This is a genomic window from Viscerimonas tarda, from assembly GCF_054601255.1.
Window position 1 is genome coordinate 1 of sequence record NZ_BAAHWV010000039.1, and the last position, 24,419, is coordinate 24,419.

20 protein-coding genes and 1 tRNA gene are annotated in these 24,419 nt (G+C 38.5%); 11 read left to right on the forward strand and 10 right to left on the reverse strand.

Translation table 11 applies throughout. From position 1 onward, the window contains the following. Window positions 1-119: 119 nt before the first annotated feature. On the reverse strand, window positions 120-383 hold the full coding sequence (locus ACYPWY_RS13240) for a helix-turn-helix domain-containing protein (protein WP_459686013.1): 264 nt from the start codon (window positions 381-383) through the stop codon (window positions 120-122). Between the two features lie 409 nt (window positions 384-792). On the opposite strand from ACYPWY_RS13240, the gene ACYPWY_RS13245 reads away from it, so the two are divergent. From ACYPWY_RS13245 to ACYPWY_RS13275, 7 genes are read left to right on the forward strand one after another with little or no spacing between them, the layout of a single operon-like run. Continuing rightward, complete coding sequence (locus ACYPWY_RS13245; RefSeq protein ID WP_459686014.1) at window positions 793-1,977, forward strand: ATP-binding protein; 1,185 nt, start codon at window positions 793-795, stop codon at window positions 1,975-1,977. Between the two features lie 15 nt (window positions 1,978-1,992). Further along, window positions 1,993-2,925: an AAA family ATPase gene (locus ACYPWY_RS13250; protein WP_459686015.1), complete on the forward strand. Its 933-nt coding sequence runs from the start codon at window positions 1,993-1,995 to the stop codon at window positions 2,923-2,925. Further along, the gene (locus ACYPWY_RS13255) at window positions 2,915-4,369 is read left to right on the forward strand and encodes an ATP-dependent nuclease (protein ID WP_459686016.1); all 1,455 of its coding nucleotides are present in this window, start codon (window positions 2,915-2,917) and stop codon (window positions 4,367-4,369) included. Before ACYPWY_RS13250 ends, ACYPWY_RS13255 begins: the two co-directional genes overlap by 11 nt. A gap of 56 nt (window positions 4,370-4,425) precedes the next feature. Next, complete coding sequence (locus ACYPWY_RS13260; protein ID WP_459686017.1) at window positions 4,426-5,883, forward strand: DUF3375 domain-containing protein; 1,458 nt, start codon at window positions 4,426-4,428, stop codon at window positions 5,881-5,883. Next, on the forward strand, window positions 5,883-6,464 hold the full coding sequence (locus tag ACYPWY_RS13265; RefSeq protein ID WP_459686018.1) for a DUF4194 domain-containing protein: 582 nt from the start codon (window positions 5,883-5,885) through the stop codon (window positions 6,462-6,464). Before ACYPWY_RS13260 ends, ACYPWY_RS13265 begins: the two co-directional genes overlap by 1 nt. Continuing rightward, entirely contained in the window at window positions 6,448-9,867 is a 3,420-nt protein-coding gene (locus ACYPWY_RS13270; protein ID WP_459686019.1) for an ATP-binding protein, read from the forward strand. The genes ACYPWY_RS13265 and ACYPWY_RS13270 overlap by 17 nt, the downstream gene beginning before the upstream one ends. Continuing rightward, complete coding sequence (locus ACYPWY_RS13275; protein WP_459686020.1) at window positions 9,851-10,990, forward strand: Wadjet anti-phage system protein JetD domain-containing protein; 1,140 nt, start codon at window positions 9,851-9,853, stop codon at window positions 10,988-10,990. Before ACYPWY_RS13270 ends, ACYPWY_RS13275 begins: the two co-directional genes overlap by 17 nt. A 127-nt stretch (window positions 10,991-11,117) precedes the next feature. Here ACYPWY_RS13275 and ACYPWY_RS13280 read toward each other — a convergent pair whose 3' ends face one another. Continuing rightward, window positions 11,118-12,218 carry a site-specific integrase gene (locus ACYPWY_RS13280; RefSeq protein ID WP_459686021.1) on the reverse strand — a complete coding sequence of 367 codons (1,101 nt, stop codon included), beginning with the start codon at window positions 12,216-12,218 and terminating at the stop codon, window positions 11,118-11,120. Window positions 12,219-12,487: 269 nt separating this feature from the next. After that, window positions 12,488-12,575 (reverse strand) — tRNA-Ser (locus tag ACYPWY_RS13285). A gap of 148 nt (window positions 12,576-12,723) precedes the next feature. Here ACYPWY_RS13285 and ACYPWY_RS13290 point away from each other — a divergent pair. Further along, window positions 12,724-13,431 carry an MBL fold metallo-hydrolase gene (locus ACYPWY_RS13290; protein ID WP_459686022.1) on the forward strand — a complete coding sequence of 236 codons (708 nt, stop codon included), beginning with the start codon at window positions 12,724-12,726 and terminating at the stop codon, window positions 13,429-13,431. 20 nt (window positions 13,432-13,451) lie between these two features. Here the strand turns inward: ACYPWY_RS13290 and ACYPWY_RS13295 are convergent, their stop codons facing one another. The 6 genes from ACYPWY_RS13295 to ACYPWY_RS13320 form a co-directional block, all read right to left on the reverse strand. Further along, window positions 13,452-14,081, reverse strand: a complete 630-nt coding sequence (locus tag ACYPWY_RS13295) for an RHS repeat-associated core domain-containing protein (RefSeq protein ID WP_459686023.1) — start codon at window positions 14,079-14,081, stop codon at window positions 13,452-13,454. 2 nt (window positions 14,082-14,083) lie between these two features. Further along, entirely contained in the window at window positions 14,084-14,530 is a 447-nt protein-coding gene (locus ACYPWY_RS13300; RefSeq protein WP_459686025.1) for a hypothetical protein, read from the reverse strand. Window positions 14,531-14,540: 10 nt separating this feature from the next. Beyond that, complete coding sequence (locus ACYPWY_RS13305; protein ID WP_459686026.1) at window positions 14,541-15,746, reverse strand: RHS repeat-associated core domain-containing protein; 1,206 nt, start codon at window positions 15,744-15,746, stop codon at window positions 14,541-14,543. An 88-nt stretch (window positions 15,747-15,834) separates the two neighbouring features. Next, window positions 15,835-16,254 carry a hypothetical protein gene (locus ACYPWY_RS13310; protein WP_459686027.1) on the reverse strand — a complete coding sequence of 140 codons (420 nt, stop codon included), beginning with the start codon at window positions 16,252-16,254 and terminating at the stop codon, window positions 15,835-15,837. Continuing rightward, window positions 16,255-19,500 carry a DUF6443 domain-containing protein gene (locus ACYPWY_RS13315; protein WP_459686028.1) on the reverse strand — a complete coding sequence of 1,082 codons (3,246 nt, stop codon included), beginning with the start codon at window positions 19,498-19,500 and terminating at the stop codon, window positions 16,255-16,257. A 6-nt stretch (window positions 19,501-19,506) separates the two neighbouring features. Then, window positions 19,507-20,409 carry an RHS repeat domain-containing protein gene (locus ACYPWY_RS13320; protein ID WP_459686029.1) on the reverse strand — a complete coding sequence of 301 codons (903 nt, stop codon included), beginning with the start codon at window positions 20,407-20,409 and terminating at the stop codon, window positions 19,507-19,509. Between the two features lie 503 nt (window positions 20,410-20,912). Between ACYPWY_RS13320 and ACYPWY_RS13325 the strand changes: the two genes are divergently transcribed. From ACYPWY_RS13325 to ACYPWY_RS13335, 3 genes are read left to right on the forward strand one after another with little or no spacing between them, the layout of a single operon-like run. Beyond that, window positions 20,913-22,205 (forward strand): UDP-N-acetylmuramoyl-tripeptide--D-alanyl-D-alanine ligase, encoded by a 1,293-nt coding sequence (locus ACYPWY_RS13325; RefSeq protein ID WP_459686030.1) that lies wholly within the window; start codon window positions 20,913-20,915, stop codon window positions 22,203-22,205. A 14-nt stretch (window positions 22,206-22,219) separates the two neighbouring features. Then, a complete protein-coding gene (locus ACYPWY_RS13330; RefSeq protein ID WP_459686031.1) occupies window positions 22,220-23,074 on the forward strand; it encodes a phosphatase PAP2 family protein in 855 nt (284 codons plus the stop codon). 13 nt (window positions 23,075-23,087) lie between these two features. Then, entirely contained in the window at window positions 23,088-23,897 is an 810-nt protein-coding gene (locus tag ACYPWY_RS13335; RefSeq protein ID WP_459686032.1) for a DUF3108 domain-containing protein, read from the forward strand. Between the two features lie 81 nt (window positions 23,898-23,978). On the opposite strand, the gene ACYPWY_RS13340 is transcribed toward ACYPWY_RS13335, so the two are convergent. Further along, a complete protein-coding gene (locus ACYPWY_RS13340) occupies window positions 23,979-24,134 on the reverse strand; it encodes a hypothetical protein (protein ID WP_459686033.1) in 156 nt (51 codons plus the stop codon). Between the last annotated feature and the right edge of the window lie 285 nt (window positions 24,135-24,419).

Consider the following 24,419-nt stretch of genomic DNA (forward strand, 5'->3'; position numbering starts at 1 on the left):
GTTGCCCTCGCTGGGCAACTGTTAATTCCAGTTTCTTTATCTTTCCCATTCCTAATTGTATATACCATACTAGAACGGAAAGACAAACTAAATATTTTATACAAACTAATTATGAACACTTACTTATTAATAAAAGATTCTACATCTTTGGGTCGGTAATAAATTTTGTGTGCGACCATTGTATAGACTATCTTTCCGGTATCACGTAATGTTTGTAAGGTACGGCGGCTAATACCCAAGATTTCACAAGCCTCTTGACCGTCCAGCCACTTCTCAAAAAGGGCATCTTTCCCATTGTGTATTTTACTAGCTTTATCTACTAAACTATTTAGTTTTTCGATCAGCAAATCAAATGAAGCTGCGTCCATAATTATAAATTCCATTTTGTTGTTTATTTTTTGTGTATTATTGCCAAGTGTTCTTAGCCTGGCATATCTAACACGAGTTATTACTTTGTGATTTAATTCAAGCCGATTTAAGCCGATTCGCTATATTCGGTGCGATGTTATACCTCTTTCATATATCTCTGATTCTATGTGCTTTTTCCCATAGCTCCATTCCGCCGGAGGATATGCCTTGTGCGGCATTACACAATCGACAGTTCCGCGCGGTAAACGAAGGTACTAATGGTTGTAGCAACCAGTTTTTATGAAGACTTGCATATAATAATAGCTGATTCAAAGCCGCTTAATTTGTGGAAGATGAGCGAATCTGATAAAAATATTCAGTTTATTTTGTTAATCTAAGAATTTTGAGTAAATTTGCTTTCAGTATTGAGTAAATTATTTCAAGATGTACGAACGTCCTTATTTGAAACAGGTTAAATCAAGAATAGAAGAGCCGCGAAAGTTCATTCAGGTAATCCTTGGCCCTCGCCAGGTTGGTAAAACCACTATGGTGAACCAATTGTTATCTCAGTTATCCATCTCGTATGTATCTGAGTCTGCTGATGCTGTTGCAGCAACTAACTCGGCTTGGTTGATGCAAGCTTGGGAGACGGCTCGACTAAAAATGAAAGCCTCCGGCGCTTCGGAATATCTCCTTGTGATTGATGAGATACAAAAGCTTGATAACTGGAGTGAAGTTGTCAAACAGCAATGGGATAAAGATACTCGCGAGCAAGTAAATATCAAGGTTATCCTGCTTGGGTCTTCCCGCCTCCTTATTCAGAAAGGATTAACGGAATCGCTGGCTGGACGTTTCGAGACATTCTATCTCGGACATTGGTCGTTTGCTGAAATGGAAGCCGCTTTTGGCTGGTCAATTGAGCAATATATTTATTTCGGAGGATATCCCGGTTCTTCATCATTGATTAATGATGAAGAACGCTGGAAAAGCTACATAAAAGATTCTCTTATAGAGACCAGTATTTCCAAAGACATCCTGATGCTGACCCGCGTGGATAAACCCGCATTGTTGAAACGGCTATTTGAACTTGGCTGCCTGTATTCAGGACAGATTCTGTCATATACCAAAATTACTGGACAGCTACAGGATGCGGGTAATACGACGACTTTGGCGAACTACCTCAAATTATTATCTGATTGTGGCTTGTTAGGTGGATTAGAGAAATATGCCGGTAGTGTAATCCGGCAACGATCATCCAGTCCGAAGTTCCAAGTATATAATAACGCATTATTAACATCGCAAGATGACGAAACCTATTCATCTGCCATTGTAAACCCAAAGCTGTGGGGCAGATTGGTTGAATCGTCAGTAGGCGCCCATTTGCTTAATCATTCGGTTTCCGAACGGTATAATCTCCATTACTGGCGAGAGGGAAATAATGAGGTAGATTTCATACTTGAAAAAGGCAATAAAGTAATTGGGTTGGAAGTAAAAAGCGGTGCCAGCTCAGATAATGCAGGGATGGGAATATTTAATGAGAAGTTTCATCCCGATAAGATGCTTTTGGTCGGCACAGGAGGGATTCCTTATGAGGAGTTTCTGAAAATTAATCCGAAAGAGTTGTTTTGATAAATAAGTTGTGATATGAGAATATTTAAAATTCAAGTCGAGAATTACAGACTTCTCAAAAACTTTTCTATTGATTTAGAAGATGAATTATCCTTAGTGATAGGCAAGAACAATACTGGCAAAACATCCATATTGTCTGTGCTTGATAAGTTTTTAAATCAATCGGAAAAGAATAAATTCTATTTCGATGACTTCAACATTAACTTTAAGAAAGAAGTTCAAGGCTTGATAGAGGGCGATACTATTGATGAAAATGACTATGAGGAAAAAGGCATTAAATTGAAATTATTTATCCAATATACAGAAACATGTAACTTAGAGAACGTTAGTAGGGTTATGATGGACTTAGACCCTGAAAATAATTACATTGTACTGGGATTTGAATATCTTCTGTCTTTTGAGAAATTAATAGAAGTCCGAAAAGATTATCGGGAGTTTACCGCTAACGAATCATTTAAACAAAGTGAGAACGAAGAGTATAAGCCAAAATCTTTATATGATTTTCTGCGAAAAAATCATGATAAATATTTCAAAATATGCAAAAAGTCCATTGAGATAGACAAAGATACTCAAACCGTTAATGAGAGGAATTTTATCAACTTAGACAAGGAGTTGATAAGTATTAAAGATATCATTAACTTCAAATATATCAGCGCACGTAGAGAGGTTGCAAATAAGGAAATAGATAAAACGCTATCTACACAAACATCAAAGATATACGAGAAAACAGAAACAAGCCCTGACCAAAACAAGGCTGTTGAAGATTTTAAAGATAGACTTAGTGAAACAGATGAGCATTTGAGTAAAATTTATGTGGATTTATTTGATGCCATCATAAAAAAGGTAGGTGATTTTGGCGGTATAAAACCCAATGAATCAGAAATAGAGATTATCTCAAATTTACAGCATCGAGAATTGCTGAAAGGAAATACCACCGTTGTATATTAAGCATGATGACGACAATAAGTTGCCCGAACATTACAACGGCATAGGGTACATGAACCTAATTTGCATGATATTCGAGATAGAAATCCTCATTCAAGAATTTAAGAGGGAAAAGGAGAAAAAAACTGCCGATATAAATCTATTGTTTATTGAAGAACCCGAAGCACATACACATCCTCAAATGCAATATATATTCATTAAAAATATAAAGAAACTGCTAAAGGAGGGTATCCAAAGAGAGGATGGCGAAAAAAGAAAATTGCAATACATAGTAAGTACCCATTCTTCTCATATTGTTGCAGACAGTGATTTTGATGACATCAAATACCTAAAAAAAGAAGATGGTAATAGTGTTGTCGCAAAGAATCTAAAGGAATTGAAAAAAGAATATGATGAGAACACTACTCAATATCAATTCTTGACGCAATATCTGACCATTAGCAGAGCGGAAATCTTTTTTGCTGAAAAAGCAGTTTTGATTGAAGGCGACACGGAAAGGATGTTGATACCTACCATAATGAAGAAAATTGATATTGAAGAAGAAGCAAAACATCGAGCAAATAACACAAAGGATGATTGTCTTCCGTTGCTTTCTCAAAACGTTTCTATAGTTGAAGTAGGGGCGTATTCTCAAATATTCGACAAATTCATAGAGTTTTTGGGAATAAAAACGCTTGTTATTACTGACCTTGATGCTGTGGGAAATAATGGTAAAAGATGTGAAGTCGCACAAGGCGTTTCATACTCAAACGATGCAATATCGCATTATTTCAATAGCCCCGCTTTAGCCAGTTTAAAAGGCTATTCTTTACAGGATAAATTATTTAACAATATAAATGGGAATTGGGTAAATCAACCGAATGGAAAACTATGTGTAGTGTACCAAACTGACGAGAATGGATATAACGCACGAAGTTTTGAGGATGCTTTTATTCATCTAAACAGAGATTTTGTAAAAGATAATAAGGCGAATTTCAGGGGACTACAAAATAGAGAAGATTTTGATGTCGATGCCAATATTGAGGAAATAATAAATGATGCCCACGAAAAGGGAATTTGTCTTTTTGATGAAAAACTGGAGAAATTTCAGGCCGAAAAAGCGTATATCTTCAATCGAGTAAAGGATGTTAAGTATAGTGAGTTTCAAAAATTGTTTGATTATTTGGAAGGGAAGACACCTTTTTCAACACAGCATAAAACAAAAGGTACGGAGTTCGATAATGTCTTGGTCATTTTGGATAATGGTAATTGGAATAACTACAATTTTGAAAATCTTTTTTTAGGTGGAGGAACACAAAGTGTTTTAGAACGAACGCAAAAGATTTTCTATGTGTGTTGTACGAGGGCAAAAGAGAATCTTGCTGTGTTTTATCACAACCCAAGTCAAAATGTTATAAATCAAGCAAAAGTGTGGTTTGAGAAAGAAAATGTTTTCTCAATAGACTAGTAATACACCGAAGTTAATATTAACAATAAATAGTTTTTTCTAACTCGTCTATGCTCATGGACTACCAAAAATTGGAAATACAATTAAAAAGCGCTCCGAGTCTCAAATTATTGCGATCTCGGAACGCACCGCTCATTTTATCCTTTTTATATTCCCAATTTAAAGAACAAGGCGAAATTAGTATCTCAAATGAAAAGCTGGTAAGTCAATTAGCATGGTACTTGGAAGAACTGAATTATTCAGATGAAGACGATGACCTGACATCGTTTGGAACGGACAATTACGAAAGAGCCAAAAAATATATTGAGTCATGGACAAATGATAATTTCCTGCGGAATTACATGGACGACACAGAAAAGACAATTTATAATGTCTTAACTCAACACACTGAACGTGTTTTCCAAATGTTAGATTTATTGCAGGAACGAAAGTTTGTCGGAACAGAATCAAAATTCAAAGATATTTTTAACAAACTGAAAGAATTAGTCGACAACAATACCGAAGACCCGAAAAAGAAAATAGAAGAGCTTGAAGAGCGAAAAAAAAAGATTGATGAAGAAATTCGTCGAATACGACGGGATGGAAATGTCGTAAAATTTGAAGACTATCAAATACAATCCCGTTTTGAAGATATTTCCCGATTAACAAACGAGTTGATTGGTGATTTTAAGGAAGTAGAGGATATTTTCAAAATGATTACAAGAGATATCTACGAAAAGCAAAGCCAATACGACTTGTCTAAAGGAAAAATATTGCATTATACTTTCGATGCCCTGGATACGCTCAAAGAGAGCGATCAGGGGAAAAGTTTTTATGCTTTCTGGAGCTTTTTGATTGACGAAGACAGTCAGGATACCTTGAAAATATTGATTAAACAGGTTTCGGATATTTTAGAAGACAGGGGTATTGAATACAATAATCGCAACCTGAAACGAATTAAAACCATTTTGTTCCAATCGGGCAGAAAGGTTCTGGACAGCAATAATTTATTGGCAGAAAAAATAACACGTGTTATCGCAGATAAGCATTTATTGGAAAGTCGGAAAATAAGAGAAACGATAGCGGAGATTAAACAAATTTCTCTTCGCCTGATTGAGCATAAAATTCCTGAAGATTATGGCATCGAAATAGAATTGGGAGCAAAGATAGATATGCCGATGGAACGAAAACTGGGAGAGGAAAAGAGTATTCCAGAATTTGATATACTTCCTGAAACATTCAATTCAAAAGCCGATTTAGAAAGCATGAGCAATATTTTCAACCCTGACTCTATCAATATAAAAGAATTGATTGGAAATATAAACTCATTATTGATTGAAAAACAGCAAGTAACACTTGGTCAAGTAATAGAAAAATATCCGATTAGTAAAGGCCTAAGCGAACTCATTGGCTATATTTCTCTGATTAACTTTTCTGAAAAGTATTTCGTAAATGAAGAAATTTCAGACTTATTGCTTTTTGATATTGAGAAAAATAAATATCTGAAAATACCTCAAATAATATATTGTCGATAATGGAAAATATAGATGCCGGAATTCTGCCTTACGCTCCTGTGATAGTAAAACTTTTGCAAGGTACTGTTTATTCAGAAGATAAAGTATGGGATGAATTAATTCTGAATCAAATTCAGATTGATCGCTTTTTTCGACAAATAGGAGTAGAACTTATCGTTGAAGAAAAAGACGGATACGCATTTTTAAGACAAAATGAAGACGAAGAAGGGAAAACGATTGGACTAATTCGACGGATGCCTTTGACATACGAGCAAACATTGCTTTGTGTGTTGCTTCGGGAATGGATGGATGAATTTGAAATAACTGATACGGAAACACGGAATTTGTATATTACCCACAGGCAATTCAGAGAACGAATTGAGATGTTTTTTAAAGAGAAATCAAATCAAGCTAAATTGTTGAGAAATTTAGACACTTTGATAAAAGACATGCTAAATCTGGATTTTCTTAAAAAAATAGAAGAAACTCCTTATCCCGATGAGAGAAAATATGAAGTTCGCCGTATTATCAAATCGAAAATTACAGCCGACAAATTAGTTGAATTCAAACAAAAACTAACCGATTATGAATCACAATTATAGTTTGTTTAGCGCCCAATCGTCGGAAGCAGGTTATCGACTTCAGCGGGTTGAAATATTCAACTGGGGCGTATTTGATAAACAAATATTCAGTATATCTCCGGAAGGAAACACCAGCCTGTTGACAGGAGCTAATGGAGCAGGCAAAACAACTTATTTGGAAGCAATCCTGACTCTTTTGGTGCCGGAACGGCGTATGCGTCGTTACAATCAGGCATCAGGAGCAAATACAAAAGATGAACGGTCGGAAGAATCGTATGTATTAGGAGAAATCGGCGAAATAGAAAATGAACAAACAAGAGAAACTCAACGTCTGCGTCCCGATAAGACAAAAACTTATTCTATCATTTTAGCTATATTTCGAAACGAAGAACGATTTATAACGCTTGCTCAAACCCGATGGTTTGTAGGCTCAGAAATGAAGCGTAATTTTGTTATATCACACAAGGAACTATCTATCGAAAAGGATTTTACGCCCTTTGATGCCAATGGGCTATGGAAAAAACGTTTGAGACAGAAGTATCCCAAGTATGGAACCAAAGAGTTAGTAGAACTTTTTGATTCTCCCGGGAAATATGCAGAATCAATGCGACGTTTTTTCGGTATGCGTTCAGAAAAAGCATCCATCCTTTTCAGTCAAACAGTAGGGCTGAAAGTGCTTGGTAATCTGGACGATTTTATTCGGAAAAATATGTTGGAGGAAACGAACATTGAAGATGAGTTCTCCTCATTAAAAGAAGGATTTCAATCGTTGGTAAAGGCACATAATCAAATCTTAAAAGCAGAAGCACAATTAAAGTTATTAAATCCTATTATTGAAAAGGAGAAAGAATTGCAATTGTTGAATCAAAAACAGCATGAATTTGATGAATTACAAGAAATAACTCCTATCTATTTTACTACACGGAAACAAGATTTATTGGAAAAAGAAATTGAGAAACAGGAGCAGGAACTGAACGATTATGACTTGAAGATAAAAGATTCAACAGATATTATTCAGCAAAAGGAAGATGATAAAATAACATTAAATATTGAAATTGAGAGAGATCAGGTTGGGAGTCGTATCAAAGAGTTAGAAAAAAACATTATAGCTCAAACTAAAGAAAAAGAACGCAGGGAAGGATTATTGAATAAATACAACAATCTTATTCGTAAAATTAATTTACAAGAAAATCCGGACGAGAAATATTTCAATACTCAATTAGAAACGATAAAAAGTCTAAAACAAACATTAGAACAAGATGCTACAAAAGCCCAACGTTCTTGGATATTGGAAGAAGAAAAAGTAAAGCTACTCAATAATGATTATGCTGAAAAAGCTACTGAATTAGAAACTCTTCGCAAACAGAAAAATAATATCACAGGGCGAGTGGCGGAAATTCGTCAGGAAATTTTGCAGGTAACAGGAGCTACAGAAACAGAAATTCCATTTGTAGGAGAATTACTTCAAATAAAAAACAATGCAAAAAATAAATGGGAGTTTGCAATTGAAAAAATATTGCACCACTTTGCTCTACAACTGATAGTTCCCGAGCAGTTTTATCATCAGGTAAACCAATATGTCAATGATAATAACCTGAAAGGACGAATTGTTTACCAACGAATAAAAGAAGAAAACTTTTTGAATCAGTTTGTTCCTGATGTTCAAGACAGCCTGCTTTCTAAAATGGAACTCAATAAACAGTCGGAATATGCCGATTGGTTGGAAAATCAGATACGAACCCACTTTGATTATGTTTGTACCGATGATTTAAGTCTGTTTAGAACCTATAAACGAGCTTTGACATCCTCCGGGTTAATAAAAAACGACAGAAGGCATGAAAAAGATGACCGTTCAAAAGTATTTGATAAATCTCATTTTGTTTTAGGTTGGGATAATAAAGATAAAATCAAGATTACGCAAAAAGTCCTTTCCGATATTGACATGGAAATTAAGACCGCTGAGAAGCAAATTAAAACCTATGAGCGTCAATACGACCGTATGAATAAAGAAAAAGAAATTACTATCAGATTGTCTGAATTTGAAAAATTTCAAGAAATTAACTGGCAAGAGATTGTGGTTTCTATTCAAAAAATCACAGAAGAAAAAGAAGCATTGATAAAAACCAATAATCGGGTTGAAACGCTCAAGCAACAATTGGATAAATTAATGACTGAACTGAAAATATTGAATGAAAATTTAGATGATTTAAAATCAACCCGAACGCTCATTAATAACAAATATGTCAATAATCGGGAAGAATTGACAGCTTGCAAGCAACTTTTGTCGGACTTTTCTGATATGAATTTTGCACAACAATTTTCATTTTTCGAATCGCATTTTGAACTATCAAAACAACTTGTATTATTGACTTTTGAATCAATTCAAAACAAGATAAAAGAAAAATTACTCGAAGATATAAATGAGAATAATGACAAAATAAGGTCTTCTGAAAATAAATTAGCTGAATGCTTAATTGAATTTAAAAAACCAAACCAAGAACTTCGGGAAAAATTTCCCGATTGGGAAAGTGATACGGATAAGTTATCCTTGAATCTGGAATTTATTTCCGATTATATTGAATTATATAATCGCATTAAAAATGAACAATTATATGAATACAAGGAACGATTCAAAAAGTATCTCAACAATGACATGATTGACCGGATGACCAAATTTCATGCACATTTGGAAACACAGGAAGAGAACATTAGAGAGAATATTGAGGCTTTGAATAATTCTTTAGAAAAAATCAATTTTCGACCGAATCCTGAAACCTATATCTTTTTGGATATAAAAAGAGATAATTCAGAGAAAATCCGCCAATTCAGGTTGAATCTTAAAGAATGGAAACCCAATATGGCTGAATATCTGATTACAAAAGATGATCAAATTCTGGAGAACAGTTTTCTGAAAATAAAATCTTTGATAGAAGCCCTTTCAAACAATGAATATGAACGCCGATATGTTACCGATGTCAGAAATTGGTTAAATTTCAGCGCTAAAGAGTTACGCAGAGAAGATAAAAGTATATATAGAACCTATGATAGTACGGGGAAACTTTCAGGAGGAGAAAAAGCCCAATTGACATATACCATTTTAGGCTCTGCAATTGCTTATCAATTCGGAATCAGTCAAACAGGCCGGAACACAAATTCTTTTCGTTTTATTTGTATTGATGAATCATTCAGCAATCAAGATGCCGAAAAAGCAAATTATTTAATGCAACTTTGCAAACAGTTACATTTACAACTGTTATGTGTTACTCCTGAAGATAAAACGGGGATTATTGAACCATATATTTCTGCTGTTCATTTTGTAAAAAGAGAAAATAACCGGAATGCGGTTATTTATGATCTACCTATTTTGCAATTTCAAGCAGAAAGACAAAAATACATTGCCGAACATCATGATAACAGTTTCTGAAATAAAGAAGAAAGCAAACACTTTGTATAAAGAGTATCTGCAATCAATTGTAGAAGCGAATCAAAGTTTCTTTCCAAGGCAAATTCGCTCTAATAAAAAACCATCGGACGATTTTGTTAAAATGAAAGAAGAGCTAAATGAATTGATTTCTTGCTCTACAGATCGGAAATCGTATGGATACTCTATCCATTACGAAACAATTAATACCAAGAAACATGGCTTACAGAGCTTGCCTCAATCTATCACGTTTGAATGCGAAGAGAATTATTTAAAATTTATCGGAAGAGAAAAAGAAGTTGCTCTGTTTAAGAGGAATGTATCGCAAATTACTTCTGAATTTCCTCAACTCCATCATTGGTGTCAAAACAATCCAGCTGCAATTACCGCTAATTCCGAAAAATGGTATGATATACTCAAAGTCTGTAGATACTTTACTTCCAATCCCAATCCTGACTTATATATACGACAATTACCGATTGAAATTCACACAAAATTTATAGAAGAAAACAAGGTTATTATTCAATCATTATTGAATATATTGATTCATAATCATATTCAAAATCAAAATGAAAGAGTTTTCGAAAAACGATTTGGCTTAAAATACAAGCCGGTACAAATCAGGATTAGGATATTAGACCATGATATTGCAAATCAATATCTTCACGGATTAACTGATATCTCTATCACAGAAGAGGAATTGATTTCTCTTGATTTTCACTGCTCAAAGGTTTATATCACAGAAAATGAAATGAACTTCCTCACATTGCCGGCGATTGAACATGCTATTGCTATATTTGGGAAAGGATTTGCAATCAATGCTTTGAAAAATGTGAGTTGGCTACAATCAAAATCTATTTTTTATTGGGGAGATATTGATATTCATGGTTTTCAGATATTATCTCAATTAAGGGGATATTTTCCAAATACAAAATCCATAATGATGAATATGAATACTTATGAAGAATTTAAAGAAATGAGTGTAGAAAATAAGGTTGCTAATCCTCCCATGTTATCAAATCTTGATGAAAATGAAATTTGTATGTATGAATTTCTAAAAGAAAATGGTCGAAGATTAGAACAAGAAAAAATCACTTATTTGTATAGTGTGAAATTTTTAGGATGATAAGAATATTGTAATATAATTGTGAACCAGATTAGAAATCTGTATCTTTGTGTCCAAAGTCGTTCTTTGTGTAGTATGAAAAATCGGCGAATAAAATGAGATTAGCTCGTTTCCAAATCGTTATCTGTCAAGAATTATATTCTTGTAATCTGCTCGTCTTCAGCCGGAAAGATAAAATGCTGTGTCTTGCTACATGGAATGACAAAATTTTATCTATCCCGCACAAGTCGGCAATCTCCTTGAGGTAGGCGTTCATTTTTTGATTGATGATAACAGGCAGTAACTTTTCATTCGACAGCGTTTTTTTATACTTATCAATAATCATTTTCGGTATTTCCAATAGTGGAACTCTGTATGTTACATCTGTTTTAACCCGTTTACCGATTATCCATAAATTCTCATCAAAGGATGTACGAATATTATTTTCTCTCAAGTTGAAAACATCAATATAGGCCAATCCGGTAAAACAGGAAAAAACAAAAAGATCCCGGACTGGTTCCAGTCGTTTGACAGAAAACTTTTTTTGCATAATGCCTTCAAGTTCCTGTTCGCTTAGAAATGCCCTCTCAGTCTTTTCCGTATGATACTGGTAATTGGCATAAGGATCGGCATGAATCCAACCGTTACTTTTGGCGGTAAGGATAATTGTCCTAAGCCTTTGCATGAATTGCACGGTTGTGTTTTGTTTACAACTGTGAATCGTCTTCAAATAAATTTCAAAATCACAAAGGAAGGAATGGTTAATCTCTTTTATGTTGATGTCCGAGACATTGAATTTGTATTTCATGAAGTCTTTGAGCCTCGTACTTGTCCGTTGATATTTTTGGAGAGTATCACGGCCTACTCCTTTTCCGATTTGTAGTTCCAGGTTCTTAATGTGTTCAGTAAACAACCCCAATAAGGTTTCGTTATGGGTCTGAAATCCTAAAAAGGCATTCCTCACTTTTTCGGCTGTTACTGAAGCTTCCCTGTCTGATATATCCCGGTAATGTTGAGTAATAGAGGCTCTGAAATTATCCAGTAAGCCATTCAGCTGTTGTGAGGCTGCCGATTTTCCGGTGGCCCGTCCGGCTTTGGGATTCCACTCTGCCGGATTGACTTCGCATTTCAAACTAAATTGGGCGATTTCACTGTTTAGCGTTATTCTTGCCATGACAGGGGCTTTCCCGTTACTTTTTACGGCGTTCTTTTTGATGTAAAAAAGAATCTTAAATGTACTTCGTCGCATGATGCTTCATTTTTTAAGTTACAAAATTAGTTTTCTGTTTCTTCAAATGCTGCATTTCTGCTACGCCAAATAGCTACAAATCAACGCCTTATTGCGACAATTGTTACCTGTTTTGATTTTTAGGAAACAGGTAATGATTTGGTAACGGAACGCTGTCCGTTTTTGGCTTTTTGATGGCTTCGGGATGGAACAGGATGGAAAGCAAAAAGCCTGTAAAACGCTTATTTTACAGGCTTTTTGTATTGTTTGTCGCTTGATTGGCAGCGACTTGGCGGAGAGAGAGGGATTCGAACCCCCGGAAGCTCTCACTTCAACGGTTTTCAAGACCGCCGCGATCGACCACTCTGCCATCTCTCCTAAATGCTTCTTAAAAGCATACTTTTCTTCAAAAGCGTTGCAAAGATATGAAAAAAATGAAATACGGAAAGCGAATGATGAAAAAAGTTTCGTATTATTGTTCTATTTTTGAATATTCACGGAATCACAGCAATCTCAAACTCGCAAAATGAAACTTATTTATCTCTTTCACAGCGGATTTGTTATAGAGGCAAACGGCTGCATAGTTATACTGGATTATTACAGGGATGCCAACAAAGTAGTCCACGACATCATTGCTCAATATACGGGCAAAATCTATGTCCTGAGCAGCCATTCGCACCCCGACCACTTTAGTGCGGAGATATTGAGCTGGAAAAAGAAAAACAGTCGGGTGCAGTATATTTTTTCCAACGATATTCTCGATGCCGGTTTGGTGGCGAAAGATGCGGCTGTTTATTTGGCCAAGTCCGAAACATATTCCGATAATCTGTTATATATCAAGGCGTTTGGTTCGACTGATCTGGGTGTCTCATTCTTGATAAATCTGGAGGGGAAAGCTATTTTTCATGCAGGAGACCTCAATAATTGGCATTGGAATGAGGAATCTACTGCCGGGGAGATTCGTGAAGCAGAAAGTTTTTATCTGGACGAATTAAGCGCTTTGACCAATGAAATTAAGCAGCTGGATTTGGCCATGTTTCCGGTCGATCCGCGTTTGGGAAAAGATTACACGAAAGGGGCGGAGCAGTTTGTTCAGGCCCTGAAAGTGGATTTATTCGCACCCATGCACTTTGGCGAAGAATACCAAAAAGCCAATGCCTTTAAAACTCAGGCGGAAGAAGAGGGATGCGCTTTCTTTGAAATAACGGCGAAAGGTCAGAGTGTGGATTTTTAGCCTAAAGTGCTTATAAAAAATTAGTTACAATACTTATCAACAAGAATATCTCTTGTAGGATTGTTATAACAATAAGCATAAGGCGAAATATTATAATACTTCTCCGCCAGCGGATCCACAGTAGTAAACCTCCCAACCGCAGGATCCACCTGCCGTGCCGAATAGTCATACAAATTCAGCCCGTGCATGGTATCAAACTCCTTGCCGTTGTACTTGTAGGCCTGGACGTTTTGACCGGTGATGCCAGTATAAAATGGCATCCCGAATGGGTAGTAATCCGTTTGCTGGACGATGCTTGAGACTGCTCCCGTGGAGTGCACTATCCTGTTATTTCCCTGATGGTCTTTGGTGTAGGAATAAAACTTATTCGCTGCCGGGTCGTAATAGCCGTTATCCGTAAGTATTTTTTTCTGAACGCCATTTTCATACACCACACTTCCCACATAATCAGTAACTTTCGTCTGGGTCAACGCCGATTCGTTCACTCCAGAACCTATCACCGGTGTTGTCTGGAAATTGGGATTATACCGCTGTGTAAGCCGCAATTTCTGACCTGCCGCCGAATAGATATACTCGTTCCGCGCCTCAGCCACGGGACTGACTATATCTATCTGCTGCGGCAAATTTAGTGAATTATATCGGATTTCCATCCTTATTCTTTCTTATGAAAATATTTACGATAATCTGGTCGTTTCTTATTTATTATCTTACCTAACACATAATATTGCTTTTCATTCTTTCGATATAAATATAAAGAATCATTATTGACTGGTTTATAAATTGAATCTCCTACACTAAGATGGTGGAGCAGCCCTCCTCGTCTTCCATAATCATCATTCCATGTTCCGGTCGACAAACTGAACTTATCTCCATTTGACAACTCAAACGAATAAGTCCCTGCCCAATTTAGATTTAGAAAACGACGAATTATTTTACCTTTAAACTCTCTAGGTAAACCAACTATATAAGGATACATTTTATCATCTTCATTTCTTCTTTTATTTATGACATCCATAAATGGCTCTTTCAAAAAGAAGAACCCTAAAATAAAAAAGATCAAAGTTATTATGCGCAAGATTATTTTCCATTTTATTTCCATAACTGAATATTTATTTGGTAAAAAAATCCACGACTTTGTCAATTACTTGATTAATTATCCTAGAACCAAGCGTTTCAGTCGTTAGAGTTACTCCGGCAGAAGCTCCACCAACTGGTCCATCCGTTATTCCTGCGGTAATACCGACGCCACTCGTGGTAATAGTTGCACCACTCTTATCTGTTGCCGTTGACAGCGAAACCTCTGCACTACCTACTCCCCCACCAATACCAGCAGATGCAGTAAAACCAGCTCCGGTTGGTGAATCTCTATCAAATTTATTCGGATCGCTTGAATGAATCATACCGACACTTACCCCAACACTAAGTTCAGTAGTGCCTGCGCCAAGCATTACAGTATCATATACTCTAACCCGTCCTGCCTCCTCACCTTGAAGGAACAAAACAGCAGATGTAGTTACTTTCGCTGACCCGCCAAAAGCAGCTTGTCCCCCAACTGCTAGTGTTAACGCAGTCGGTTTTGCTGCATCTACTGCTATATCCTGGGCCATTTGCTGATACGGCGTAATAGGATTCATTAAAAACATGTCCCCCATTGACGCAACACCTTGCTTGCCATCAGGGTCTATGTATTTAATAGGATTATTATAGCAATAAGCATAAGGCGAAATATTATAATACTTCTCACACAGCGGATCCACAGTAGTAAACCTCCCCACAGCAGGATCCACCTGCCGTGCCGAATAGTCATACAAATTCAGCCCGTGCATGATATCAAACTCCTTGCCGTTGTACTTGTAGGCCTGGACGCTTTGACCGGTGATGCCAGTATAAAACGGCATCCCGAACGGGTAGTAATCCGTTTGCTGGACGATGCTTGAGACTGCTCCCGTGGAGTGCACTATCCTGTTATTTCCCTGATGGTCTTTAGTGTAGGAGTAAAACTTATTCGCTGCCGGGTCGTAATAGCCGTTATCCGTAAGTATTTTTTTCTGAACGCCATTTTCATACACCACACTTCCCACATAATCAGTAACTTTCGTCTGGGTCAACGCCGATTCGTTCACTCCAGAACCTATCACCGGTGTTGTCTGGAAATTGGGATTATACCGCTGTGTAAGCCGCAATTTCTGCCCTGCTACCGAGTAGATATACTCGTTCCGCGCTTCCGCCACGGGGCTGACTATATCTATCTGCTGTGGCAAATTTAGTGAATTATATCGGATTTCCGTTATGCCTTTGTTTAAATCTTGGGTCATGGCGCCATTGAAACTAATTCGTAGTCGGCACGGATTGGGAAATCCGCGCCAGCAGGGAAATTAGACTTGTTTATACTTTTAAAGTATTTTAATTGGATGAATCACCTCCTACAAGTTCCTGAAAGATTACTTCATTTACCTCTGTTATTTTATAGAACAGAACAGCCTTTTTTCTATATGTAGCACCCACTAACCGCATTTCAATAGCATCTCTTTTTGTATCAATGCCATTTATTTGCTCATGAATAAAAACATCTATGCAGATAATACCTAACTTATATTCACTTTCTGTCTCTTTTATCTCATTACGAAAAGTCCTTTCATATAAATCAATAAGCATATTTGGATCAGGGTATTCATCTTTTATTTCGTGTTCTAATGAATAAATAATACCCTCATTATCCATTATCATTGCAAAAGGATGAAATCCTTTCATTTCTTTAAGAAATGCGTTTAGAAATCCTTTTGTTTCGTTGATTATCCGTAATTCATCATCAATTAATTCCATCTATTCCAATTCTTTAACTTTAATTGTTTTATTGACTTTTGTATTGTCTTGAGGCATTGTAGATATAGGACTACTTCCACTGCTGTATCTTGTAACGTTAAATCCAGCCTCTTGCAAAGGTTTACTCAGATTAGCACCCCTGTTTATATGTAATTGGGGTATCTGACCATTTTCTGTCGAAAATTCTTTTTGTATTCTTAACTGTTTCGTGAAAGATTGTGTAGCGCCATCTTTTAAATATTTTATTTCTTTTGTTCCTCCATCTTTTATAGCATCAGGAACAGAAGTCGACTCTTTCCCTGTCTTGGGGTCAATACGAGTGATGGACTCCGTATTTTTCTCTAACCCCAATTTTTGTAATTGTTCTGTTTCTGTTTGCCTTCCTGCATTAATCCTTTCCAAATTAATGGTCGGTTTACTTCCTGTGCTTTCCGATGCCTTTGAACCAACTTCTGTGGCTGTTCGTGTTCCAGCTTTGAGGGCTTCTCCACCTCCAGTCCTCATTCCTACTTTAACAAGATCTGCGGCCCCTAATAGTGGTGTATTTGAGCCTGCTAAAACAGGGGGAAGCATTATCTGTTTCCCATCAGGGTCAATATATTTCACCGGATTATTAGCACAATACGCATAAGGCGAAATATTATAATACTTCTCCGCCAGCGGATCCACAGTAGTAAACCGCCCCACAGCAGGATCCACCTGCCTGGCCGAATAATCATACAAATTCAGCCCGTGCATGATATCAAACTCCTTGCCGTTGTACTTGTAGGCCTGGACGCTTTGACCGGTGATGCCAGTATAAAACGGCATCCCGAACGGGTAGTAATCCGTTTGCTGGACGATGCTTGAGACTGCTCCCGTGGAGTGCACTATCCTGTTATTTCCCTGATGGTCTTTGGTGTAGGAGTAAAACTTATTCGCTGCCGGGTCGTAATAGCCGTTATCCGTAAGTATTTTTTTCTGAACGCCATTTTCATACACCACACTTCCCACATAATCAGTTACTTTCGTCTGGGTCAACGCCGATTCGTTCACTCCCGAACCTATCACCGGTGTTGTCTGGAAATTGGGATTATACCGCTGTGTAAGCCGCAATTTCTGCCCTGCCGCCGAGTAGATATATTCGTTCCGCGCCTCTGCCACCGGACTGACTATATCTATCTGCCGGGGCAAATTTAATGAATTATATCGGATTTCCGATATGCCTTTGTTTAAATCTTGCGTCATCGCGCCGTTGGCGTTGTAGGCATACTCGGTAGTTATATTGACGTAATTCTTAAAATCGGACGAAGTACTCAGGGTAATGTTTGGAGCCGTATCGTGTACTTTCTTTAACTGGTTACCGTTATAGGTCAGCGTCAAGTTGTCGATGTAGTCGCGCACCATCCGCGTTATATTGCCATTTTTGTCGTATTCGTACCAGCCGCTAAAATTGGCATAGTATTCGTTTATGCCATTACCATCGGCATCGTAGCCTCCGTCGCTGAAAGTCAGGTAAGCTAGGCGCGAAAGTCCATCATATTCGTACCAGTAATTTCCCTGCTTGTTGTTGTTTCGCCAAGTGTTGTGTATTATATTGCCGTTAAAGCTGTAACTAAGATTCTGCTGAAACAGCGGATTCGAGATGGATGTTATCCACGAGCGGATATTATACTGGTAATTGGTTATTATCCCTCCGGTCGTTGTTGTTGTGATAAGCCGCCCCAACTCATTGTAGGTAATCACTTTTGTGAAACTGGCGCTTCCTACAGCCGAAACTTTTTGTTTCAAGCGTCCGGCATGGTCGTAGGTATGAGTCTGCTTTATTGTCCGGGAAGTTTTTCCGGGCGCAGCATGTCGGTGGTCGATAATAAGCGGCTGGCCGGCAAAGTTATAAGTCGCATATTCCTTTTCGATTCCGCCCAAGTGGTTGGTCGATTTGGTTTGGATCAGCCGTCCGCGGTAATCGTAATAGTAGGCCGTGTAAATAAACCCGTCCGAACCGTCGAGCAAGGCGGTAATTGTCCCCGTCAGCAAGCCCTTGGCGGCGGTTTGGTCGGTATCCGAGCCGTGCCGGGTATTGTAAGGGGACAGATTTTCGTAAGTTAAAGAACTGAATTCCGGCAAAGAAAGGAAATTGTAGTTGTCGTAATAATTGACGGTATGTACCTTGCAATTGTTCCAACTGAAGCCAAGTCCCGACATGTGGATACCGAAATGATAAGGCCAGCCTGCCTCAAACGTACCGCTTACCACCCCCGTGATGGTTGGATTCTCGCTCTCACCCACAAAAACAAGCCTGCCCAATGCATCACACACGTTAATCGTCCACCGTCCCGGCGTGCCATCACCCTCCGGTGCAGGTTGGAGGCGTTGCTCGCCATCCTGCGAAAATATCAACCGGTTGGCATCATCGTATCTATATTCCACCCAGTCGCAACCCGGCAGGCGTTTTTTTACGCAACGCTTGCGTTCGTCGTACTTGTAGAGGTAAGCGTATCGCTTCATATTGTCGCTGTCGTCCCCCAAATTGGTTGCACCTGTATTGGCCATCGGGGAGAGTACATAGCACAGGTTGCCATAATCGTCATACACATAGTAAGTATCGTGCGTCTCAAACTCGTTCACCTGGCGGGTAAGTACAACCTGCCCCAGCTTGTCTTTAAATTCGTAAGATTTGTAGCCATTTTCGTCAGTAATTTCGGTTACAAACAAGTGTTCGTTGTAATAATTGCCCGAAGTTACCAGCTCCGTGTCGAGCCCGCTGCCAATGACTCTAAAATACAAGCACGAATTATACAGGTATTTTGTTTTCACATATTTGTTGTTGTTATGCCAGTTCTGCCCCGGCCCGTACTGCTTCACTACGCGGTTCAACGGCGAAGTTTCGTATTCGTTTTTGGAACAGGCTTTTGTATCGCCTGCGTATGCCGTAGCAGACAGGGTTTTAAGCGTATTCAGCGGCACAAAGGCTCCGGTATTGCCTGTCGCAGGAACGGGCAACCAGGTATTCGATTCCCGGCCAAGCGTATCGTACTCCTGGTAGCTAATCAAATCTTTTTGACCGGTTGTCGCTTTTTTCTGCACTGTTTCTACAAGACGACCCAGGCCATCAAAATACTGTATTTGTTCGATGCAGGCAGTTCCCGCATCGTTGGTCATGGTGCGGGTGCGGATGTAATTCTGGTCCTGGCTTTGGGAATGGGCATTCATCAATGAGAATAAAATACCCGCTGCTATTACAAGTAATTTATATTGTGGTTTCATGGTCTTTTAGTTTTTGTAGTTATAATCATAATCTTGGATAACTTTCTTAGTCGTTCCTTCCATAATGTACGTTTCCGTCAATCGCCCCGAGCTGTCGTAGGTATAGTAGGTAGTAAGGCCGCGCGGGTCGGTAGCCGATGTCATCCCTACCAGGGGTTGATAGGTGAAAGTAGAAACCTGGGCATTGGGCAGCGCAGCCCGCAAAGCATTTACTTTTGCCATGTCGGGTACATAAGCATTTGCCAATGCCGTCGGCGTAATCCCCACCAAGGCAGCGGCAACCTGCGCCTCCGTGGCATTCCGTATCTCGGCTACAGGATATTGCCCCTTATAGCTCCATAGATAAACAACCGGTATCTTATCGCTGGCAATCAATGACGACACTTTTCCGTATGCATTGTAATTATAATGAACTTTTTCTTCCATTTCGCCACTAAAGGTTTCTAGCTGATAGATTTTCTCCGGCCGAAACATGTCAGTATATACTTGTTCATATTCTTTGTATTCATTATAAACAGTTTTATTACCTACCTTTTTTACTGTCCTTATAACCGGAGCTATAATATATCTACTTTCCATACTCCCCGATGGATATGTATAGATAGTCGTATCCATATAACCATCACTGCGATTTGAAGAAATATGAGTGAGTTGATTGTATTGATTGTATTCATAATCTTCTGTAGTCGTTATGCAATTTTCGTCATCATCACATAGCGTAACTGTTTTGCTTGTAAGCAACGCCTGTCCGGTTTGATGAAAGTATCCATTAAAATACCAGCCTTCGCCTAAAATACAGTCGTCCCAGTAATCAATAATGAGAAAATCATATGGGTCCCTCACTACACCTAATCCATAGACTTTATGTTTATCGGTAATCTCATATTCATACGTTTCAGAGGAAACCAATCTATCTGATGTGTCAAATGTCTCAATAGATTTAACCAACCCTCTGCCATAGCATCTGCCCCAGTAGCCTCCCCAAAAATAACTTAGTGGAGAACCATAATTAAAGGCAGTATGATCATCAAAATATTCGTTTTGACCAAACCTGTACCATGCGTATGCATACACAGACTCGTTATAGTTCGGATAATCGTTGATGCCGGTAAAACCATATATTTTACTACGAAGTGGATGGCGTTGATGCCATGTCTGATCTGGAATCGACCTCGGGAAAACGTGATAATAAAGTGAACTTCAATAATTTTGGATTGAATGTCGGCGTTAAATATATTTTCAGGAAATAAAGAAACGGTTGATTCCGGTAAATCTGTTTTTGTCAATTCGTGTTTCCTCTATAAAAATCAGCAGAATTAATGTTTTTTTAATCGGGAATAAACAATATTTGTTGAATAAATCTGTTATTTATACAGAGCTATTTTTAATATAACAACCACATAATACTTGCCATGAGTATAGAGGAACTGTATGAGTTATTCTTGAAACATCCACAGGTAACAACCGACTCGCGAAACTGCCCCAAAGGTTCCCTGTTTTTTGCCTTAAAAGGAGCCAGTTTCAACGGGAACGAGTATGCCGCCAAAGCCATTGAAAAGGGATGCAGTTACGCCATTGTGGATGAGGAGAAACAGGCAGATAAAGCAAAAAACATCCTTTTGGTAGAAGATGTGCTGAAAACGCTGCAAAGCTTGGCAAACTACCACCGTAAAAAATTCAGGATACCGGTTATCGGCATCACCGGAACGAACGGTAAAACCACAACAAAAGAGCTTGTTACGGCTGTCCTGAAACAGGAATACAATGTGCTGTCCACAAAAGGGAATCTGAACAACCACATCGGTGTTCCGCTCACATTGCTGGAACTAACCAAGGAACACGAGATAGCAGTTATAGAAATGGGCGCAAACCACATCGGCGAAATTAAAACTCTGGCCGGGATTGCCGACCCCGATTACGGATTAATCACCAATATAGGAACAGCCCACCTCGAAGGATTCGGCTCTTTCGGAAACATCATCAAAACCAAAGCCGAACTATACGACCAGATACGCACCCACAAAGACGGCAAGATTTTTATAGACCACGACAACCCCGTTCTGAACGAAATAGCGGATGGTATGACCAAAATAGAATATGGCGAAACCGAAGGCTTGTTTGTGGTAGGGAAGGTGGTTTCCGGTACGCCCTACCTGAGTTTTGTGTGGCAGTTCTCGCAAAATCCGCATGTGGTGCATACCAGGCTTATTGGCGATTATAATCTCTCGAATGTACTGGCAGCCATTACGGTCGGGAAATATTTCGGCGTAAAATCGTCCTTGGTTTGCAAAGCCCTCGAAGAATACACCCCCACCAACAACCGCTCGCAACTGAAAGAAACAGCCAAAAATCACCTGATAATAGATGCCTACAACGCAAATCCCACAAGCATGTTGGCCGCCCTGACAAATTTCTCGAATATGCAGGTCGATCACAAAGCGCTGATACTGGGCGATATGAGGGAGTTGGGCGAAAACAGCTTGACGGAACACCAAAAGATAACCGACCTGGTAAAAGACAAGCATTTTGACAAAGTGTTTCTGATTGGCGAGAATTTTTGCCAAACCGACAATCCCTATTCCTGCTTTCCCAATTCGGAAGAGTTCAGCGACTACTTGTTAAAGAATAATCCGTTAACAGACAGTTACGTCCTGATAAAAGGATCAAGAGGCATTCAATTGGAAAAATGCATTGATTATTTGTAAATATTGGATGATTTATGAAATTACTTCTTGCAAGTGTTCTTTTATTCACAACAACAGAGACAATTGCCGCGCAGCAGCAAGATTATGTTACTAAAGACAGTACACAACAAACCTTTTCACGGCTTGAAGAGGGATTGTCTCCTGATTTTATGTGTTCTGATTACAATGCTTCCGATCAAATGGATATTTCCGGAAAATTTTCGACGGATAATTCTCAAAAGAGTAAGGTTATACTCCGGTTTTTGGTTCCGACAGCGTTTGTTTCTTATGGTATTGCCTGCAGATTCAATAAATCTTTCCAACAGTTGGACTACAGCACGCACCATGAAGTGAGCGAGCATGTTCATGATAACATTTCTGTTGATGATTATACGCAATTTGCATCCACTGTAGCCGTATTCGGACTGGATATTGCCGGTCTGAAAGCCAAACATAGCTTCAAGGAACGTGTCGTTGTTGCGACCACCTCCCATATTGTCATGCTGGCAACTGTTCATACGATGAAACAATCAATAAATGTGTTACGCCCCGATAAATCGAAGAACAACAGTTTTCCGTCCGGGCATACGGCAACCGCATTTGCAGGAGCGCGTATTTTGCATGAAGAATATGGCGATTATCCGCTTGTTTATACTATGGGTTACCTTGTTGCCGCCGCAACAGGCACATTGCGGGTAGTGAATAAAAGGCATTGGGTCAGCGATGTTATTACAGGCGCCGGAATAGGAATATTGAGCGTGGAGGTCGGCTATATCATGCTGCCTGTTTTTCGGAATATGTTCGGGATAAAAAGTAAAGATAAGCGTATCGTTGTTGTTCCTTCGATAGGTACAAAACAAATAGGGATAGGTGTGGTTTGCAATTTTTGAATGTATTATTAGTATGAAAAGCAGAATAGTTATATTTATATTGTTGTTCACAATAAGTGTTATTCGGTTGGGTGCACAATGTGCGGTGGATAACAAGTATTTTCAGGCCGGTGAAGAACTGACTTATGACCTTTATTTCAAGTACGGACTTGTCAATAAAAAGGCCGGCATATCGACTTTGAAGACAACGGCGGAAAAATATGGTGGTGAATATGCCCTGAAAATGACAATGACTGCCAGATCGGTGGGCTTGGCGAATAAGATATTCCCATTGTCCGATACACTTACATGCTATATGACGCCTGATTTGCGCCCTTTAGCCTACATCAAGCATGCACACGAAGGAGATGAACATTCGTTCGAGAGTGTATCTTACGATTATGCCACTTCGCCGATAACAATCAAAGCTAAGCTTATAAGAAACAATCGTCTTCGTTTTGACGAAACCACCATGTCCGAAAGCTGTATTTACGACATGATGAGTATTGTTTATTATGCTCGCACGCTGGATTATTCGGCTATGAGGAAAGGAAGTAAATCCGGCACGTTGTTTTTGTCGGGGAAAAACAAAGTGAATATGGATATTGAATACCATGGCACGGAAGAGATGGAAGCGAATGATGGGAAAAAATACAATTGTATCAAATTAGCGCTGGTGATAAAGGATAAGGCTTTTGAAGACTCGAAAGAAGCGATGAAAGTGTTCATAACCAACGACAGCAATCGTATTCCTGTTCGTATTGACTCCAAACTGAAAATCGGTTCGACACGTGTCATTCTTAAGAAAATCAAGGGTAATAAATATCCGATTGGGACATTGTAAACCGGTTAGGGCAAACCTTGAAAAATTTTACCGCTTATGCCTTTCGGTAAAGTTGCTGATATGAGCAGAAGATTTCTCCCTTTAGTCGGAAAGACTGTCTCCTTTTTGGGAGAGGGGATGATGGTGAGGAGGTGGCGGCTTCGCCGCCACCTCCTCATCCCTTAAACCGCCAATAGGCGAGTCATTCCGACCAAAGGGAGGAATCTCATTCGTAACAGTAGTACTAAAAAATTTCATGGTTTGCCCTGGCAAACCGGTAGGAGAAGCTAAGCATCACATACCGCCCGATTGTGTTTGTGCGCATATCCGATATAGTTCGAGCTGTTTTCTTCGCCATTGGCAAAGCCTTTGTTCTATAAAAATATTAGTTTTTTTATTGGACACGCTTGTAAATCAGAAACTGTTTAAATTTATTATAATTATTTGATTTTCAGTTGATTAATTGGATATTATTTTGTATCTTTATGATTATCAACCAAATAATTATAAAGGATGAGCAAAACCAATTATCCAACTAACCTA

Bases quoted from the DNA above. Each gene is read 5' to 3' on its own strand.
- ACYPWY_RS13240 (WP_459686013.1), bottom strand. From the start codon at position 383: ATGGAATTTATAATTATGGACGCAGCTTCATTTGATTTGCTGATCGAA.
- ACYPWY_RS13245 (WP_459686014.1), top strand. From the start codon at position 793: ATGTACGAACGTCCTTATTTGAAACAGGTTAAATCAAGAATAGAAGAG.
- ACYPWY_RS13250 (WP_459686015.1), top strand. From the start codon at position 1,993: ATGAGAATATTTAAAATTCAAGTCGAGAATTACAGACTTCTCAAAAAC.
- ACYPWY_RS13260 (WP_459686017.1), top strand. From the start codon at position 4,426: ATGGACTACCAAAAATTGGAAATACAATTAAAAAGCGCTCCGAGTCTC.
- ACYPWY_RS13265 (WP_459686018.1), top strand. From the start codon at position 5,883: ATGGAAAATATAGATGCCGGAATTCTGCCTTACGCTCCTGTGATAGTA.
- ACYPWY_RS13270 (WP_459686019.1), top strand. From the start codon at position 6,448: ATGAATCACAATTATAGTTTGTTTAGCGCCCAATCGTCGGAAGCAGGT.
- ACYPWY_RS13275 (WP_459686020.1), top strand. From the start codon at position 9,851: ATGATAACAGTTTCTGAAATAAAGAAGAAAGCAAACACTTTGTATAAA.
- ACYPWY_RS13280 (WP_459686021.1), bottom strand. From the start codon at position 12,218: ATGCGACGAAGTACATTTAAGATTCTTTTTTACATCAAAAAGAACGCC.
- ACYPWY_RS13290 (WP_459686022.1), top strand. From the start codon at position 12,724: ATGAAACTTATTTATCTCTTTCACAGCGGATTTGTTATAGAGGCAAAC.
- ACYPWY_RS13295 (WP_459686023.1), bottom strand. From the start codon at position 14,081: ATGGAAATCCGATATAATTCACTAAATTTGCCGCAGCAGATAGATATA.
- ACYPWY_RS13300 (WP_459686025.1), bottom strand. From the start codon at position 14,530: ATGGAAATAAAATGGAAAATAATCTTGCGCATAATAACTTTGATCTTT.
- ACYPWY_RS13305 (WP_459686026.1), bottom strand. From the start codon at position 15,746: ATGACCCAAGATTTAAACAAAGGCATAACGGAAATCCGATATAATTCA.
- ACYPWY_RS13310 (WP_459686027.1), bottom strand. From the start codon at position 16,254: ATGGAATTAATTGATGATGAATTACGGATAATCAACGAAACAAAAGGA.
- ACYPWY_RS13315 (WP_459686028.1), bottom strand. From the start codon at position 19,500: ATGAAACCACAATATAAATTACTTGTAATAGCAGCGGGTATTTTATTC.
- ACYPWY_RS13325 (WP_459686030.1), top strand. From the start codon at position 20,913: ATGAGTATAGAGGAACTGTATGAGTTATTCTTGAAACATCCACAGGTA.
- ACYPWY_RS13330 (WP_459686031.1), top strand. From the start codon at position 22,220: ATGAAATTACTTCTTGCAAGTGTTCTTTTATTCACAACAACAGAGACA.
- ACYPWY_RS13335 (WP_459686032.1), top strand. From the start codon at position 23,088: ATGAAAAGCAGAATAGTTATATTTATATTGTTGTTCACAATAAGTGTT.
- ACYPWY_RS13340 (WP_459686033.1), bottom strand. From the start codon at position 24,134: ATGAAATTTTTTAGTACTACTGTTACGAATGAGATTCCTCCCTTTGGT.